The 16,670-nt window shown below is 64.0% G+C and carries 15 protein-coding genes and 1 pseudogene; 13 read left to right on the top strand and 3 right to left on the bottom strand.

Features of this window, described 5'->3' with window-relative positions; genetic code table 11:
- Positions 1 to 85: 85 nt before the first annotated feature.
- Together ASC86_RS04845 and ASC86_RS04840 are read left to right on the top strand one after the other, a co-directional pair.
- Positions 86 to 472, top strand: a complete 387-nt coding sequence (locus tag ASC86_RS04845) for a hypothetical protein (protein WP_056316796.1) — start codon at positions 86 to 88, stop codon at positions 470 to 472.
- The gene (locus tag ASC86_RS04840; RefSeq protein ID WP_056316792.1) at positions 469 to 1,236 is read left to right on the top strand and encodes a hypothetical protein; all 768 of its coding nucleotides are present in this window, start codon (positions 469 to 471) and stop codon (positions 1,234 to 1,236) included. Before ASC86_RS04845 ends, ASC86_RS04840 begins: the two co-directional genes overlap by 4 nt.
- 292 nt (positions 1,237 to 1,528) lie before the next feature.
- On the opposite strand, the gene ASC86_RS04835 is transcribed toward ASC86_RS04840, so the two are convergent.
- On the bottom strand, positions 1,529 to 2,605 hold the full coding sequence (locus ASC86_RS04835; RefSeq protein ID WP_056316789.1) for a substrate-binding domain-containing protein: 1,077 nt from the start codon (positions 2,603 to 2,605) through the stop codon (positions 1,529 to 1,531).
- Positions 2,606 to 2,830: 225 nt separating this feature from the next.
- On the opposite strand from ASC86_RS04835, the gene ASC86_RS04830 reads away from it, so the two are divergent.
- The 5 genes from ASC86_RS04830 to ASC86_RS04810 all read left to right on the top strand — a co-directional run bounded on the left by ASC86_RS04830 (position 2,831) and on the right by ASC86_RS04810 (position 8,301).
- On the top strand, positions 2,831 to 3,814 hold the full coding sequence (locus ASC86_RS04830) for an autoinducer 2 ABC transporter substrate-binding protein (protein WP_056316786.1): 984 nt from the start codon (positions 2,831 to 2,833) through the stop codon (positions 3,812 to 3,814).
- Positions 3,815 to 3,937: 123 nt separating this feature from the next.
- Complete coding sequence (locus ASC86_RS04825) at positions 3,938 to 5,452, top strand: sugar ABC transporter ATP-binding protein (protein ID WP_056316783.1); 1,515 nt, start codon at positions 3,938 to 3,940, stop codon at positions 5,450 to 5,452.
- Positions 5,445 to 6,458: an ABC transporter permease gene (locus ASC86_RS04820; protein WP_056316780.1), complete on the top strand. Its 1,014-nt coding sequence runs from the start codon at positions 5,445 to 5,447 to the stop codon at positions 6,456 to 6,458. Before ASC86_RS04825 ends, ASC86_RS04820 begins: the two co-directional genes overlap by 8 nt.
- Positions 6,455 to 7,441 (top strand): ABC transporter permease, encoded by a 987-nt coding sequence (locus ASC86_RS04815; protein ID WP_056316778.1) that lies wholly within the window; start codon positions 6,455 to 6,457, stop codon positions 7,439 to 7,441. The genes ASC86_RS04820 and ASC86_RS04815 overlap by 4 nt, the downstream gene beginning before the upstream one ends.
- An 11-nt stretch (positions 7,442 to 7,452) precedes the next feature.
- Positions 7,453 to 8,301, top strand: a complete 849-nt coding sequence (locus tag ASC86_RS04810; RefSeq protein ID WP_056316776.1) for a sugar phosphate isomerase/epimerase family protein — start codon at positions 7,453 to 7,455, stop codon at positions 8,299 to 8,301.
- A 119-nt stretch (positions 8,302 to 8,420) separates the two neighbouring features.
- On the opposite strand, the pseudogene ASC86_RS26470 reads toward ASC86_RS04810, so the two are convergent.
- A pseudogene (locus tag ASC86_RS26470) lies at positions 8,421 to 8,725 on the bottom strand (argininosuccinate lyase); the annotation flags it as partial.
- Here ASC86_RS26470 and ASC86_RS25575 point away from each other — a divergent pair.
- The gene (locus ASC86_RS25575) at positions 8,673 to 8,813 is read left to right on the top strand and encodes a hypothetical protein (RefSeq protein WP_156386900.1); all 141 of its coding nucleotides are present in this window, start codon (positions 8,673 to 8,675) and stop codon (positions 8,811 to 8,813) included. The pseudogene ASC86_RS26470 and the gene ASC86_RS25575 overlap by 53 nt on opposite strands.
- Positions 8,814 to 8,923: 110 nt before the next feature.
- Here ASC86_RS25575 and ASC86_RS04805 read toward each other — a convergent pair whose 3' ends face one another.
- Positions 8,924 to 9,982, bottom strand: coding sequence for a LacI family DNA-binding transcriptional regulator (locus ASC86_RS04805; protein ID WP_056316772.1), 1,059 nt, complete (start codon positions 9,980 to 9,982; stop codon positions 8,924 to 8,926).
- Between the two features lie 506 nt (positions 9,983 to 10,488).
- Between ASC86_RS04805 and ASC86_RS04800 the strand changes: the two genes are divergently transcribed.
- Genes ASC86_RS04800 through ASC86_RS04780 form a run of 5 tightly spaced genes read left to right on the top strand, consistent with a single transcriptional unit; the run spans position 10,489 to position 16,645 of the window.
- Entirely contained in the window at positions 10,489 to 11,445 is a 957-nt protein-coding gene (locus ASC86_RS04800) for an ABC transporter permease (RefSeq protein WP_056316770.1), read from the top strand.
- On the top strand, positions 11,442 to 12,344 hold the full coding sequence (locus ASC86_RS04795) for an ABC transporter permease (RefSeq protein ID WP_056316768.1): 903 nt from the start codon (positions 11,442 to 11,444) through the stop codon (positions 12,342 to 12,344). Before ASC86_RS04800 ends, ASC86_RS04795 begins: the two co-directional genes overlap by 4 nt.
- On the top strand, positions 12,344 to 14,155 hold the full coding sequence (locus ASC86_RS04790; RefSeq protein ID WP_244477521.1) for an ABC transporter ATP-binding protein: 1,812 nt from the start codon (positions 12,344 to 12,346) through the stop codon (positions 14,153 to 14,155). Before ASC86_RS04795 ends, ASC86_RS04790 begins: the two co-directional genes overlap by 1 nt.
- 23 nt (positions 14,156 to 14,178) lie before the next feature.
- Positions 14,179 to 15,039 carry a 2OG-Fe(II) oxygenase gene (locus tag ASC86_RS04785; protein WP_056316765.1) on the top strand — a complete coding sequence of 287 codons (861 nt, stop codon included), beginning with the start codon at positions 14,179 to 14,181 and terminating at the stop codon, positions 15,037 to 15,039.
- A gap of 43 nt (positions 15,040 to 15,082) precedes the next feature.
- Positions 15,083 to 16,645, top strand: coding sequence for an ABC transporter substrate-binding protein (locus ASC86_RS04780; RefSeq protein ID WP_082509876.1), 1,563 nt, complete (start codon positions 15,083 to 15,085; stop codon positions 16,643 to 16,645).
- Positions 16,646 to 16,670 lie beyond the last annotated feature (25 nt).

The following is a 16,670-nucleotide window of genomic DNA, read 5'->3' as shown; positions in this document are numbered from 1 at the left end:
GTAAGCTTGCTGAAATCCGGCTGCATGCTTGCGCGCTCACAACCGTCGCGCAGAGAGCAGGCACATCCCTTTTCGGAGCACCATCATGAAACAGTTACTTCTGGCGACGGTGCTGATCGCCGTGCCCGTCGCCGCCTTTACGGGTTTTCAGCTTTACCAGAATCAGGCGAGCGCCGCAGCCGGATTGGGCGATTTGTCGATGTTCAGCTCCATCGTGAGGGATGTGCAGAAGATTGCCGGCACGGGCGACCTGCCGGGCGCGAAGACCCGGATCAAGGATTTCGAAATCGCCTGGGATCAGGCCGAGGCCGGGCTGAGACCCATGGACCCCGCCCGCTGGGATACGATCGACGAGGCCGCCGACGCCGCCCTGTCTGCGCTGCGCACCAAGACCCCCGATCCGGCCGCGGTCGGTGAAACGCTCGCGGCCCTGCAAACCGCCTTGACGGACCAGAAGGCGGTGACGAAATGAGCACGGTACATTCCGCATCCCCCGTGAACCGCGTGCCGGAGGTAACCCTCAGTTTCTGGCTGATCAAGCTGATGGCGGTCACCATGGGGGAAACCGCCGCCGATTATCTGGCGGTCAACCTCGGCTTCGGCCTGACGACGACGTCCTTGATCATGACAGCAGTGCTGATCGGGGCGCTGGTTCTGCAATTCGGGCAGAAGCGCTATGTGCCCTGGAGCTATTGGCTGGCTGTCGTGCTGATCAGCATCGTCGGCACCCTGGTCACCGACAATCTGGTGGATAATTTCGGCGTGCCGCTCATCGTCACGACGATCCTCTTCACCGTCGCGCTCGCCGTCACCTTCCTGCTCTGGTTCCGGTCCGAAGGCACGCTTTCGATCCATGCGATCTTCACGACCCGGCGCGAGGCCTATTACTGGCTGGCGATCCTGTTCACCTTTGCTCTGGGAACGGCGGCGGGCGATCTGGTGGCCGAACAGTTCGGGCTCGGTTATCTCGCGACCGGCATCCTGTTCGGGATGATCATCGCTTCGCTTTCGGCCGGCTATTTCCTGCTGGGGCTCGACCCGATCCTCGGCTTCTGGCTAGTCTATATCTTCACCCGCCCGCTCGGTGCATCCTTCGGGGACTTGCTGTCGCAACCCGCGCAATATGGCGGGCTGGGACTGGGCACCGTCGTCACAAGTGCCCTGTTCCTCAGTGCGATCGCGGTGATCGTTGCTTCCATGAGCTTCGGTCGCGACGACCGGGACTGCCCGACTTGATATGACGGAGACTATTCTTCGGGACAGTCAGGAAATCGAGGCCGGGTTCGTCGCGGAACTCGGTCTCGCCTGTTTCCCTTCCGATCAGGCAGCCCTTCATGAAGAGCAGGTTGATGCGGAGGCTCGGGACCCAGAGTTACCCAGCTCCGTATGAAACCGCATCCTGGCGTGGCTATTCATCAACGTGCTTCGATGGCTTATTTTGCCAACAGGCACCGAGGCCCCCGCCGGGTCAGCTGGCCGCTTTTTTTTGCGCTTGCGCACGACGAGAAGTACAACCGATATGACACCTTTATAATACGGAGTGCACGGCGTCCGGGTCTTTTAGCGCATCAAGCGGGCCGATAAGCGCCGTTCGGGGAGGCACGAGAGTGGGCGCGACGAGGTGGGTCATGATCGGCGGGCGGGTCGTGCTCAAGATGGAGAGACCCTTGGTGATCATTGCCTCCGCGTCTTGGCGGATCATGAACAGTGGGAAGGGCAGGAACGAGGCGAAGGGATCATAGTCGAAACAGCCGACCACGATATCGGCGAAGGCTTCCTGCGGGTGTTGTGCGAGAAAGCGCATCAGGCCCTCTAGATTGATCGAAGAGTTGACGAAAAAGCCACGCGGCAATCGGCCATGCCTGGCATGAAACGCCTCGAAGGCGTGGGCGGTGTTGCCGGGCGAGTAGCCGGTTGGCTGGATGCACGAGTCAGGGTCGCCACCGAGCATCGCGCGCTTTACGTCCCGGAAGGCGCGGATACGTTCGCGGCTGGCGTGGTCGTCACGCCCACCGAAGAGGTGGAGTTCATCCGGCGCCACCGGGCCTTGCTCGCGCATCCGCTCGATGAGTGCCTGCGTCAGCAAGCGACCTCCCTCGTAGTTGTCGGTAACGACTGACGGCGCCTTACTGCCGGGCAAGTCGATATTGACATGCTTCAGTCCGGCCCTTTCGCAGATGTCGTGCACGCCGTCTGGGTCGGTCGCGCCAGCGATCAGCAGTTCGTCGATCGAGTAGGAAATCAGCGACTCGACGATCTGATGCTCCTCGTCCGGATCGCGGCAAGCGCTGACGACGATTGGGCACTGGCCGGTGCTTCTTACCTGTGCTTCGAAATATTGGGCCATGGACGAGAAGTAGCGGTTGTCATGTACCGGCAGCAGGAGCCCGACGAGGCCGGAGCGGGAGGAGCGCAGGCCACGCGCCTGCAGATTCGCGGAATAGCCATGCTCTTCCGCCAGTTTCTGGATCAGCTCGGCCGTGGCTTCCTTAATGCGCCGTTTGCGCCACGTGCCATTGAGCACCGCGCTCACCGTCGAGGGCGAAATGCCCGAGATGACCGACAGATCGTAGATGGTCGCCTTCTTCTTGGTCTTGTCCGTCATTCGTCAGTCTCCTGTCGCGATTCTTTTATTAGCAAACCCCTCTTGACGAAAGAGTTCTCTTCGCACATGGTTATTGCACCATCGATTGCGCAAAAAAGAAACATCGATTGTGCATGATGGATTGCCGGAGGAGGCACACGTCCTCATATCGAGAGAAACGGGGCGGCCAGACCGAGGAGCGGTCTGGCGCACCTAGTCGCGTGGGCGACATTTGGAGGAGAAGTCATGAAGAAGTTCGTCATTGCGGCGTTCGCCGCAACCCTTTCGCTTGCCGGTGCGGCAGTTGCCTTTGCGGCGGACGCGCCGAAGGTCGGTGTGGTCGTCAAGATCGGCGGCATTCCGTGGTTCAACGCCATGGAGGCGGGCATCAAGGAGCAGGGCCAGAAACTCGGCGTCGACGCCTTCATGGTCGGGCCGACCAGTTCCGACCCGGCACTGCAGGTGCGCGCCATTGAGGACCTGATCGCCCAGGGCGTCAAGGTCATCGGCGTCGTGCCGAACGATTCCAAGGTACTCGAGCCCGTGCTCACCAAGGCGCAGGCCGCAGGCATCAAGGTCATCACGCATGAATCTCCCGCCCAGAAGGGCGCGGACTGGAACTTCGAGCTGGCCTCCTCGAAGGGCTTTGGCGAAGCCCACGGTAAACTTCTCGCCGAGCAGATGGGCGGCAAGGGCGAATACGCGGTCTTCGTCGGCTCGCTGACCGTGCCGCTGCACAATGCCTGGGCGGACGCTGCCATCGCCTACATTAAGGCGAACTATCCGGACATGACGCTTGTCGGCGAGCGCTATGGTGTTGCCGAGGACGTCGATAAGAGCCGTTCGACGGCGCTCGACCTGATCGCCGCCCATCCCAACCTCAAGGGCTTCCTCGCCTTCGGTAGCCAGGGTCCTATCGGCGCCGGCCGCGCCGTCGAGGAACGCCGCAAGACGGGCGAGATCTTTGTGCTCGGCCCGTTCTCGCCCGGCCAGGGCGCAAAGCTCATCAAATCAGGCGCGATTTCCGGCGGCTTCATGTGGAACCCGAAGCAGGCGGGCGAGGTGTTCGTCACGCTCGCCGACCGCCTGATCAAGGGCGAAAGCGTCAAGGAAGGCGATGATATTCCGGGCCTCGGCGTGATCAAGCCTGAAGGCAACGACATCATCGTCGATCAACTGCTGCCGATCAACAAGGACACGGTCGACGACCTGGCCGCCATGGGCCTCTGAGATAGAGGCTCCTCCCGGGTGCCGGGCCGGTCCTTCGGGGTCGGCCGGTGCTCCGCACAGAACAGGCGTCCGGCTGCCCCGGCGCGGTTCCCTCTCTTCCCATTCCATCGACAGGCGACACCCATGAGCAACGCTACGGAAACGGGCGCGGCCGCTCCGCCGCTCCTTTCGCTTCGCAATATCAACATGACGTTCGGCGGCGTACGCGCGCTGAAGAACGTCTCTTTCGAGGTCATGCCCGGCGAGGTTCATTGCCTGGCGGGTGAAAACGGCTGCGGCAAGAGCACGCTGATCAAGGTCATCACCGGCGTCTACAAGCCGGCGGCCGGCGCCGAAATCGCCTTTGACGGCGAGACCGTCCCTCACATGACGCCGGGTATCGCCCAGTCGCTCGGCATCAAGGTCATCTGGCAGGACCTGGCACTTTTTCCCGAAATGACCGTGGCGGAGAACATCGCCTTCCAGACGCTGTCCGGCGCCCGACCGCGCTTCGTCAGTTATCCGAAAATCCGCAGGATCGCGGAAGAAGCGCTGGCGCGGCTTGGCGTTAAACTCGACGTCGACCGGCCGCTGAAGGACTTCGCCATCGCCCAGCGCCAGATCGTCGCGATCGCCAGGGCGCTGGTAGGCGAGGCGCGTATCGTCTTCATGGACGAGCCGACCGCCTCGCTCACCCAAGCGGAGACCGACCATCTCCTTTCGATCGTGCACACCCTGTCCGCCTCCGGCGTCGCCGTGGTCTTCGTCAGCCACCGGCTTGCCGAAGTGCTGGAAATCTCCTCGCGCCTTACCGTGCTCAGGGATGGCAACCTCGTCGGTGTCTATCCGGTGGCAGGCATGACGCAGTCGCGCGTCACCGAGCTGATGACCGGCCGCACCTTCGACCAGAATGTCCGCGCCCGCGATGTTTCGAAGAACCCCGTCGTGCTGTCGGTCAAGGGCCTGTCCCGGCCCGGCGAGTTTTCCGACATTTCCTTCGAGCTTCGCCGCGGCGAAACGCTCGGGGTCACCGGCCTGCTCGGCTCCGGCCGCACGGAACTGGCGCTGACGCTTTTTGGCATGCGGCAAGCGGCATCGGGAACGGTCACGCTGGAAGGTGTCCCCGCGTATTTTTCCTCCAACCGCGAGGCGATCGCCGCCGGCATCGCCTATCTCTCGGAGGACCGTCTGGCGCTCGGGCTCAACCAGCCGCAATCCATCGCCGATAACCTCGTCCAGGCCTCGCTCGACAGCATCCTCTCCGGCGGGCTGATCTCGTCGGAAAAGAAACGCTCGCTGGTCGCGCGCTGGATCGCCGATCTCGGCGTGAAGATCGGCAAGCAGGAGGATGCGATCTGCACGCTTTCCGGCGGCAACCAGCAGCGCGTGGCCATCGCCAAATGGCTCGCCACAAATCCCAAGGTGCTGATCCTCGACGCGCCGACCGTCGGCGTCGATGTCGGCGCGCGCGCCGGCATCTTCGAGATCGTCGCACGCCTTGCCGAAGCGGGACTCGCCATCATCCTCATCTCGGACGAGGTGCCGGAAGTCTATTTCAACGCCGACCGGGTCATCCACATGGAAAAGGGCCGCATCGCCGGCTGGCACGACCCGCGCTCGACCACCCTCAAGGACATGGAGGCGGCCGTCTATGCGTAAGCTCTTCCTTTCCCACACGACGGAATACGTGCTGCTCATCGTCATCGCGGTGATCAGCATCTACCTGTCTTTTGCCGCTGACCGCTTCTTCACGCTCGGCAACGCCTTCGACCTGCTCAATATCAGCGCGGTCAACATAATCTTCGCCGTCGGCCTGCTCGTGGTGCTGATCGCGGGCGGCATCGACATTTCCTTCGCGGTCGCCGCCTCGGTGGTGCAGTACGTCGCCGTGCTGCTCCTGGAGCGGATCGGCGGGGGCGGATGGATCTCAGGTCTCGTCGTCGCCGCAGGCATCGGCGTTGCGCTTGGCGCCGTCAACGCCTTCCTCGTGCATCGCTTCCGCATCATCTCCATCGTCGCGACGATCGCCACCTTCAACGTCTATTTCGGCCTGCTGATGTTCTTTACCAAGGGCGTGTCGATCTACAACCTGCCGGACTGGCTGACGACCCGCGTCATCGTTTACGAGCGCGAAATGGCGGACGGCACCTGGGCGGAGATCACGCTGCCCGTCGTCGTCATGATGGTCTGCGTCCTCGTTACCTGGCTCTTCATCACCCGCACGACGACCGGCCGGCAGCTCTACGCCTTCGGCGACAATCCGGAAGGTGCCCGCCGCTTCGGCATCAATATCGGCGCCATGCAGTTCATCGCCTTCGGCTGGCTCGGCCTGATGGCGGGCATCGCCGGGCTGATGCAGGCACATTATGCGCAGGAAGTGGTGCCCAACGCGCTCTACGGCTGCGAGCTCGACGTGCTGGCCGCCGTCGTGCTTGGCGGCGCGCGGCTCGGCGGCGGCAAGGGCTCGGTGTTCGGCTGCGTGCTCGGCGTGCTGCTCGTTTCCATCACCCAGAACGGCCTCAACCTGATGGGCGTCTCGCCCTTCGCCTTCAAGATGATCGTCGGCGCCATCATCCTCGTCGCCATCACCCTGTCGAGCGCCCGCCTCGGCAACCTACTGCCGGCCTTTGCGAAGACCGCCAAAACCGAAGGAGCAAATCGATGAACGCGCTCGCCGCCCGTTTCAATGCCATCTTCGGGGCCGACATGGCCGGCCCCTTCGCCGCGCTCGCCGCCGTGCTGATCGTCTTCGGCCTCGCATCGCCGCAGTTCCTGACCGGGGCGACCTTCGGCTCGGTCGCGTTCCAGCTGCCCGAGCTCGGCATCCTGACGCTCGCCATGCTGCTGCCGATCCTGACCGGCGGGCTCAATCTCGCCATCACCTTCACCGCCAACCTGGCGGGCCTGACGCTCGCCTGGGTCCTGCAGGCGAATGGCGGTATCGATGCCGGCCCGGCCGCCTTCCTGCTGGGATCGCTGCTGGCACTTGGCGTCGGCGCGGCGAGCGGCCTGGTCATGGGCCTCGTCATCGCCTTCACCCGCGCCCATCCCATCCTCGTCACCCTGTCGATGATGATCTTTTTGCGCGGGCTCGGTGAATTCCTGACGCGCGGCAGCGATATCTCGGGCTTCCCCGCCTTCATTGCTCCGATCGGCCACGGCAGTCTCTTCGGCATACCCGTGCCGCTTTTGATCCTCATCGGCTGCGTGCTGGCAAGCCACGTCCTCTTGTCCCGCACCAAGCTTGGCTTTTCCACCTACATGATCGGCTCCAACATCGAGTCCGCCCGCTATTCGGGCATCAACACCCGCAAGGTGCTGGTGCTGGTCTATGTGCTCTCCGGGGCCATCGCGGCGGTCGCCGGCATCATCATGCTGGCGCGCTTCAATTCGGTGCGCGTCGGCCACGGTGAATCCTACCTCTTGATCACCGTGCTCGCCTGCTTCCTCGGCGGCATCAATCCGTTCGGCGGCTTTGGGCGGGTGCTGCCCGTCTTCGTGGCGCTCGTCGTGCTGCAGCTCCTGTCCTCGGGGCTCAACCTGCTCGGCGCCAACCAGCATCTCGCAACGGCCGTCTGGGGCATCCTGCTCATCGTCGTGATGGTGCTCCGTTGGCTTTCCACGAAATTCCTCAAACCCACGAAATAGGAGATACGACCATGGAAGGTTTCGGCGTTCACACAAGCATGTGGACCATGAACTGGGATCGCGCGGGCGCGGAAAAGGCGATTGCCGGCGCGGCGCACTACAAGATGGACTTCATCGAGATCGCACTGCTCAACGCGCCCGCCGTCGATGCTAAACACACCCGCGACCTGCTTGCAAAGACCGGTCTGCGCGCCGTCTGCTCGCTCGGCCTGCCGGAGCATGCCTGGGCCTCCGTGCATCCGGAGGCGGCGGTCGAATACTTGAAGGTGGCCATCGACAAGACTGCCGAAATGGGTGCAGAGGCGCTTTCGGGCGTCATCTTCGGTGGCATCGGCGAGCGCACCGGCGTTCCGCCGACGGAGGCCGAATACGACAACATCGCCAAAGCACTTGAGGCGGCAGCCAAACATGCCCGCCCATACGGCATCCAGCTTGGCGTCGAAGCCGTGAACCGCTACGAGAACCACCTGATCAACTCGGCCCAGCAGGCCGTGGCCATGGTGGAGCGCGTCGGCGCGAACAACATCTTCGTCCATCTCGACACCTACCACATGAACATCGAGGAGAAGGGGGCCGCCAACGGCATCCTGATCGCCCGCGACCACCTGAAATACATCCACCTTTCCGAAAGCGACCGCGGCACGCCGGGCTACGGCAACGTGCCGTGGGACGAGATCTATGCCGCACTCGCCGCCATCGGCTTCAAGGGCGGGCTTGCCATGGAAAGCTTCATCAACATGCCGCCGCAGGTCGCCTATGGGCTCGCGGTCTGGCGCCCCGTGGCCCGCGACATGGAAGAGGTGATGGGCAACGGCCTGCCGTTCCTGCGCAACAAGGCCGAGCAATACGGGCTTATTTAAACCGGCCCAGCCTACCTCCAGGCTTCGTCCGGGAGGTAGGCTGCAAAGCCGTTTTGCGATGGTAGGGAGTACGCTTCGAACGATCATGGCAGAGGCCCGCAAGCTCGGGGTCGCGGGATCGCCGCCGCACCCATGGAGGAGCGATCGACGATCGCCCGCGCCGCCGCGATGCGCTCGATGTCGCGGATCAGGATCTCGATAGTGGCCGTAGGTGCTGGGCCGCGCCGACTGGCCAGGGTATAGGCGACGATGAGCGTGGCCTTGTCGCGCTCGGTGGGCCGAAGCGGGTTTTCAGTTCCTTCTCCCTCAGGAAGAAGAAGTCCTCGACCTCGCCGGTATAGGAAAGCGCCTCAGGATCGATCTCGCGCGAGATGGCTTCAAGTACTGCCGCGATGCGGCTCGAGGTCAAGACTCCCGACGGCACTCTCTTCGTCGTCGAACGGCCGCTTCCCCTCAACACAGTCGTCGCCATCGGACTCAAGAACGGCGATATAGCCCTGATCAACGGATAGGCTGCGCAGTCGCTTCTCCCGTCAAAACGAAAGCACGCAACCACGAACATCGCGCGGTAGGCGACAGGCCTCCGGCATCCCGACGGGAGACATGGAAAGGCTCGATCCCGCTACGTCCCCGGCGCGGCGCCTGTGCTTTCGCGGGGAACAAACTCGATCGGCAGGAGTGACGTGGACGTTAGCGGCTTGCCCGAAATCGCATCGACCAGAACCTCGACCGCGCGTGCGCCCATGGCGGCTCCGGGCGTGCGCAGGGTCGTTAGTGCGGGCCGGACGTAGGATGCCACATCCAGGTCGTTGAAGCCCAGGACAGACAGGTCTTTCGGGATGTCCAGCCGCAACTCGATCGCCTGCTGCATCAGGGCGATCGCGATTACGTCGTTGACCGCAAACACGGCCGTCGGCCGGTCCGATCGCGCAAGCTCCGGCGCGGCTCGTCTGCGGACAGCTTCGACCGTGTAGTGGTCCGCTTCCCACGCCTCTGCGGAAAGGCCCAGTCTCGCGGCTGCAGCTTCGAACCCGTTACGGCGGCGCACAGGGCCGGGCCAGGCGGGCTTGACGCTCATCACCGCAACGTGCGTGTGGCCGAGCGCCGCAAGGTGTTCGGCGGCCTGTTCGCCGCCATCCTCATCCGCCGCGGAGACGCTGCAGATGAAATCGCGCTTGCGGTTCTCCTGAAGCAGCGCGATGGGGACCTTTTCGGTGCGGGCAATGCGTTGCAGGCGTTCCAGCTGCGCTTCCGGCATCAGTTCCGTGCTGCAGATCAGCGCGTCGGCGCGACCTTCCCGGACGAGCCGTATGGCCTCCACCTCCGCCGTTCCCTGACGTGTCAGAACAGGCGTGACGTAGTAGCCAAGTTCGCGCGCCCTGTTGGTGGCTCCGTAGAGGAACATCCCATGAAGCGGCTCCCAGCCTTCCCGCATGCGCTCCTGCGAGAGGTCCGCGCCATCTTCCAGCAGCATCGCGATCATACCCGATTGCTTCAGCCGAAGGGCACGCGCGGCGGCACTCGGCCGGTAGCCTAGCTCGCTGATGGCAGCCTCCAGGCGTTGAAGGTTCTGGCCTCGCGGCTTGAAGCGCCCGGTCAGGAAGTTGGACACCGTTTGCGCGGAAACGCCGGCGAGCGCCGCGACATCAGCGATGGTTGGGGGCTTCGTTTTCTTGTCCACCTGCGCTCCTCACCCTGCTTTGCGGCCCAGCTACGTTAGTACGCGATCCCTGCGACGGACAACGGCTTGTTGTTCCGTCAGCCAAAAATTGTGAACGGCTTTTGCTGAAACCTCTTCGGGCAATTTGGGCGTCCGCTTGCCCTTCGAGAGGATTTTTCTGCGCCATGCCCTTGCATTTTCCCATTTCGCGGCTCTAATGTTTATATCGTTAAAGTTTTTTCGGCAAGCCGCCTTTCAGCCTCTTGACCATGCCGGACTTTAATATATCGTTTCGTATACGAAATGGCGAAAAAGCAAGGGAACGCGCGCCATGAACGATACCAGGCAAATTCCAACGCAACACGATCTGCCCGAACGGGGAGACCCCGCCGAGGCGGGTGGAAGTCAGATTGCGAACGCAAAGGCGCTCTGCCCCATCGACGGGGTGTCGGCGCCTTGCGGACAGCCATGCGGCAGCTGCAATCGGCGCGGCCGCATGGCCGAGTACCTGGCGGGAGGGTTTTGAAATGCTGAAAATGCTGGCGGGACGGTTGGGCAGCGGTGCGGTAACGCTCGTGCTCGTGTCCCTGATTATTTATCTCGCGACGATCGCGCTGCCGGGGGATGCTGCTGTTGCCGTGCTTGGCAAGACCGCGACGCCGGAGTCGCTTGCCGCCTTCCGCACCGAGCACCATCTCGACCAGCCCGCGGCGCTGCGCTACCTCACCTGGGTCGGTGATCTGGCGACGGGCGATTTCGGGGTCTCGGTCGTCAGCGGGGAGCCGGCAGGCAATCTTCTGGTCAGCCGGGGGCTGAGGACGCTGACCCTGATGGCATTCGCCGTCGTCATCGGATTTCCGCTCGGCACGGCCATCGGCGTTTTCGCCGCCGTGCGGCGCAACAGCACGGTGGATCACGCAATCTCCCTCACCATGCTGGTCATCACCGGCATACCGGAATTTGCGCTTGCGGTGCTGACCGTGCTCGTGCTGAGCACGACTGTCTTCCAGCTTTTTCCGGCGGTGTCGATCTACAATGCGGACCAGTCGATCTTCGCGCAGTTCGACGTGCTCGTCCTGCCGATCCTGACGCTCGTGCTGACGATCCTGCCTTATATCGCGCTCACCATTCGCGCGTCGATGATCGAGATCCTCGACAGCGATTTCGTCGCCATGGCGCGGCTGAAAGGTGTGCCGGAGGGACGTGTGGTGCTGCGCCATGCGCTTGCCAACGCCGCCGGCCCGCTCATCCAGGTCTTTGCCGTCACGCTGGTCTACATGGCGGGCGGCGCCATCATCGTCGAAACCGTGTTCCAGTTTCCGGGGCTGGGAAGCGCCCTGGTGGAAGCCGTGCGCAACCGCGACCTCGTCGTGGTGCAGGCGACGACGCTGGTTCTCGCAATCATCTACATCGGCGTGAACATCCTGGCCGACCTCGTCGTCGTCGCCCTCACGCCCCGTTTGCGCACGAAGGTGACGTCATGACTGTCCTGCAAATCCACGAAGACCAACCCGCGCCCGTCGCAGCCAAGAAGCCGGCCGGAATCCTGCTTTCGACGCTCGGCACGCCAAAAGGCCGCATCGGCGCCATTCTGCTCGGCTCCGTCGTGCTGCTGGCGATCCTCGGACCCTGGCTCACCTCCGTCGATCCTGAAGAACTGGTCGGCATTCCCTTCGATCTTCCGGGCGCGGACGGCCACCTGTTCGGGACCGACTATCTCGGCCACGACACGCTGAGCCGGTTCCTGCATGGCGGGCGCGCCATCATGGTGCTGGCGGCCATCTCGGCGCTTCTCGGTGTCGGGCTGGGCACGGCGCTCGGGCTGATCGCGGCCTATATGAAGGGCACGATCGGTTCGATCGTCATGCGGGCGCTGGATGTGCTCCTGTGCTTTCCCGCCCTGGTGCTGACGTTGCTCGTCGCCTCGATGATCGGCACCTCGCTGCCGCTCGTCTGCATCGTGGTGGCGCTATCGCATGTGCCGCGCACGGCGCGCGTCATCTATGCCTCGGCCCTGCAGCTCTCGGAGCGCGAATTCGTCGTCTATGCGGAAATGATCGGCGCCAGCCGCTTTGGGGTGATGCTGCGCGAACTGCTGCCTAATCTTGCCGGCCTCGTCGCGCTGGAGCTCGGCCTGCGGGCCACCTGGTCGATCGGCATCGTCGCCTCGCTCAGCTTCATCGGCCTCGGCGTCCAGCCGCCGGCCGCCGACTGGGGCCTGATGATCAACGAGAACCAGCCGGGCCTGCTGCTGCAGCCCTGGCCGGTCCTCCTGCCGGTGGCGGCGATCTGCATCGCGACCATCGGTGCGAACCTCTTCACCGACGCCTTCAGCCAGAAAACCGCAGGCGTGAGCCGCACCATTACGTCCGGGGGTGAGTGATGAACGTTGCGCCGAACCATCTGAGCGTGCCGGCGGGCGCGATGCAAGCCGCCCTTCAGGTCGAGGGGCTGAGGATCGACGTTGTCGGCTCGAAGACCAATATCGTCGCCGACATCAATTTCAGCCTGCGGCCGGGCGAGATCATGGGGCTCGTCGGCGAATCCGGCTCCGGCAAAACCACGGCGGCGCTGGCGCTGCTCGGCTATGCCAAGATCGGCACGGCGATAACAGCGGGATCGGTGCGCATCCGCGGCACGGATATTCTGCCGCTCTCCTGGCAGGAAATCCGCCGTCAGCGCGGACGCCTCATTTCCTACGTGCCGCAGGACCCCGGCGCCTCGCTGAACCCCGCCATGCGGATCGGCGCGCAGATGCTGGAGGCTCTCAACAAGGATGGCAGGGACCCCGAGGCGGCCGAGCGGGTGGCGCAGGCGCTCACCGACGTCGCGCTTCCGGCGACGCCCGAATTCCTGAGCCGTTTCCCGCATCAGCTTTCCGGCGGCCAGCAGCAGCGCGTCGGCCTCGCCATGGCCTTCATCGGCCGGCCGGCGGTCGTCGTCCTCGACGAGCCGACGACAGGGCTCGACGTCACCACCCAGGCCCATGTGCTGGCGACGGTGCGGGAACTGTGTGCGCGCTACGGCACGGCTGCGGTCTATGTCAGTCATGATCTCGCGGTCGTCAACGATCTCGCCGACAGCGTGGCCGTCATGTACCTCGGCCGCATCGTCGAATCCGGGCCGACCCATCTAACGCTGCGCTCGCCGGAACATCCCTATACGCGACTGCTGATCTCGGCGATCCCCGATCCGCTGGTGCGCCGCAGGCTGCGCGGCATTGCCGGCCATGCCCCCTCGGTTTCGCGGCGGGACGATGGCTGCGTTTTCGCCTCGCGCTGCCCGGACGTGCTGGAAAGCTGTCGTCGCTCGGAGCCGCCGCTGCTGCGGCTCCATTCGGATGGCCACAAGGTGGCGTGCCTGCGCCGGCAGACGACCGACGATACCGTTCCGTTCCGGGTGCCGGAGATCGAGGCGGCAGTGGAACGGGTGGAAAAGCCCGTGCTGCTCCGCGTATCCGGGCTCGATGCCGGCTATGGCAGCGTCCGCATTCTCAAGGGGCTCGACCTGGAGATACGTCGGGGCCTGTGCACCGCCATCGTCGGCGAGTCCGGCAGCGGCAAGACGACGCTCGCCAAATGTCTCGGCGGCCTGCACACCGATGCCAAGGGAAGCCTTCGACTGCACGGCGAAACGTTGCCCTTCGGCACCCGCCAGCGCAGCACGGAGCAGCGGCGCGCGGTGCAATACATCTTTCAGAACCCCTATAGTTCGCTGAACCCACGCTGCACGGTGCATGAGCTGATCGCGCAATCCATCGCGGCCTTCACGGAAAAGGGCAGGGCGCCGCGCCAGTCCGTGGCCGAGCTGCTGTCGATGGTCGCGCTCAATCCGCGCCTTCACGACCGCTACCCGCAGCAGCTCAGCGGCGGCGAGCGCCAGCGCGTGGCGATTGCGCGTGCGATCGCGGCCGACCCAGAAATCCTGATCTGCGACGAGATCACCAGCGCGCTGGATGTCTCCGTTCAGGCGTCCATCGTCCAGCTTCTGAAGACGCTGCACCAGCAGTCCGGCACCACCATCGTCTTCATCACGCACAATCTCGCGGTCGTGCGCGCCATCGCCGACCGGGTCGCCGTCGTCAAATCCGGGATGCTTGTCGAGGAGGGGCCGAGCGATGCCGTGCTCGATGCCCCGCAAGACCCCTACACGCAGAATCTACTCCAGAGCACACCCCGGCTCTGGTGGAGCTAACCAGCCAAATGAGGAGTGAAGACATGAGCACGATGCAAGCCCCCGATGTCAGCCACCTGGTCGATCTCGAGCGCTATCCGATCGACGATCTGGCCAGCCCGAAGCGTCGCGAACTGATCGAGAATGCCAAGGCCTCGCTGCGCGAAAGCGGCCTTGCCAGCTTTCCCGGCTTTCTGACCGAGAAGGGCCTGGCGACCTGCGTTGCCGAGGTGGAAAGTCTAAAGAGCAAGGCCTATGCCCGCGATCTCCTGCGCTTCATCTATCCGCAGGAAACGCTTGATCCGTCGCTGCCGGCCGATCACCCGTTCCGCAAGCCGCAGCCGCTGATCCAGCGCATGCTGTCGGCCGACGTGTTCGACGGTGAAAGCGAGCTGCGCAAGATCTACGAATGGGGCGGCCTGCCGCCGTTCTTCGCGGAAATCCTGGACCAGAGCGTCCACCACATCGTCGATCCGTTCCTGTCGCTTGCCGTCATCATGATGAACAACGGCCAGACCCACGACTGGCACTTCGACGGCAATGACTGGGTGGTCACGCTGCTGTTGCAACGCCCGGAATCGGGCGGCCAGTTCGAGTTCGTGCCGCATACCCGCGATAAGGAGAATCCGGGCCTCGACCGCGTCGAGGCGGTGCTACGCGGCACCTCGGAGGAGGTGATCTCCATCACCCAGGATGCCGGTACGCTCGTGCTGTTCTACGGCGACCAGTCCCTGCACCGCGTCGCGCCGTCCAACGGGTCGCGTGACCGCATGGTCGCGGCTTTCTCCTACGACAATGCGCCGGGCTTCGTCTTCAACGAGAAGGTTCACATGAACGCCTCCGGACGCACGACGCCGCTCTACGTCTCGCCGCGGCTCAGCGCCATGGCGGACGCCGCCAACTGAACCTTACAAGACCCTGATCACTCCAAGGCTGAAGGAGCCGGTGATGAAACCTAGTTTGCTCATGCCCGCAATGGTTACACGACGCAATGTCCTGCTCGGTGGGGGCATTGCCGCCGCCGCGGCGCTCGCCGGCCCCTCCCTCCTGCGAAGCGCCCAGGCCAGTGAAGGTGCCACCCCGAAGCGGGGTGGCACCGTCCGGGTCGGCGCGGAGGATGCGAGTTCCAAGGACAACATGGACCCCGCGCTCGCCTTTTCCGGCTTCGCCGCGATGATGTGCCGGGCGATGTACGATTCGCTCGTCAAGGAGGATGCGACGGGGAAGCCCTACGATTCACTCGCCGAGGTCTTCGAGCCCGACGCCACGGCGCAGGTCTGGACCATCCGCATCCGCGACGGCGTGACCTTCCATGACGGCAAGGCGATGACCATCGACGACGTCATCTTCTCGATAACGCGCGCCATGACGACGACCGGTTCGCTTGCCGTGCGCAGCCTGGAGGCCCTCGATCCCAAGGGCATCGAGAAGGACGGCAAGCTCACGGCCCGCCTGAAGCTGAAATATCCCTATTCCTTCTTCAAGCAGGCCTTCTTCCATCCGTGCCTCTCCATCGTGCCGAGCGATTTCGACGCGAAGAAGCCGGTGGGGTCGGGACCGTTCAAGTTCGTCAGCTTCGAGGACCAGAAGTTCGCCGCCGAGCGCAATCCGAACTACTGGCTCGACGGCAAGCCCTATCTCGACCGCATCGAAGTGATCGGCTTTGCCGATCCGACGACGGCGCGCCTGAACGCCCTGATGAGCGGCCAGATCGACGCGATGCCGAACCTCGCCTTCACCCAGGCGCGGACCATCGAGGGCCGGGAGGATATCAAGCTGCTCTCGGCGGCTGGCGCCTCGTTCGAGCCCTTCACCATGCGGGTGGACCAGCCGCCGTTCAAAGACCCGCGCGTTCTGGAAGCCTTCAAGCTGATGGTCGATCGCGAACAACTGGTGCGCAACGTCTATGCCGGGCGCGGACGGATCGGCAACGATCTCGGCTGGGCGCAGGACCCCTATTACAATGCCGGCATCCCGCAGCGCGCTTACGACCCGGACAAGGCAAAATTCCTGCTCAAGGAAGCCGGGCAGGAGGGTCTCGAGGTCGAGCTGAATCCGAGCCCCGAAGCCCCGTGGAACTCCGCGGCGGCGCAGGTTCTCGCCCAGCAGGCCAAGAAGGTCGGCGTCACCATCAAGCTGGCGGCCTCGGCCGATCTTTCCAGCTTCTACGACCAGAAATACCTGAAGGTCGATTTCGCCCAGGACATGTTCGGTCCCAACCCCCTGTCGGTGACGGCCGGTTATTCGCTGCTGCCGGATTCGCCCTACAACGAATCCCACTGGAAGGACGAGAAGGCGGCCGAGCTGTTCAAGCTCGCTTCCTCCACCGGCGACAGCGACAAGGCGCGCCAGTATCTCAACGATTTCCAGCAGCTCGTGCACGACAAGGCCGGCTGGATCGTCTGGGGTTTCCGCGACAGCCTGCAGGCCGTCAGCGGCAAGTTCGGCGGGCTGGAACCGTCCCTGCGCGGCGTCAACATGCACGACCTGTCCGGCGTCTGGGCACTTTGAACCAACCGTGGCGCTCCGGCGCCAC

Origin of the sequence: Rhizobium sp. Root1212, assembly GCF_001424985.1 — a bacterium.
In the GTDB taxonomy this organism is placed as follows: Bacteria; Pseudomonadota; Alphaproteobacteria; order Rhizobiales; family Rhizobiaceae; genus Pararhizobium.
Note: the sequence above shows the minus strand (reverse complement) of the source record. Positions and strands in the feature narration are given on the sequence as shown.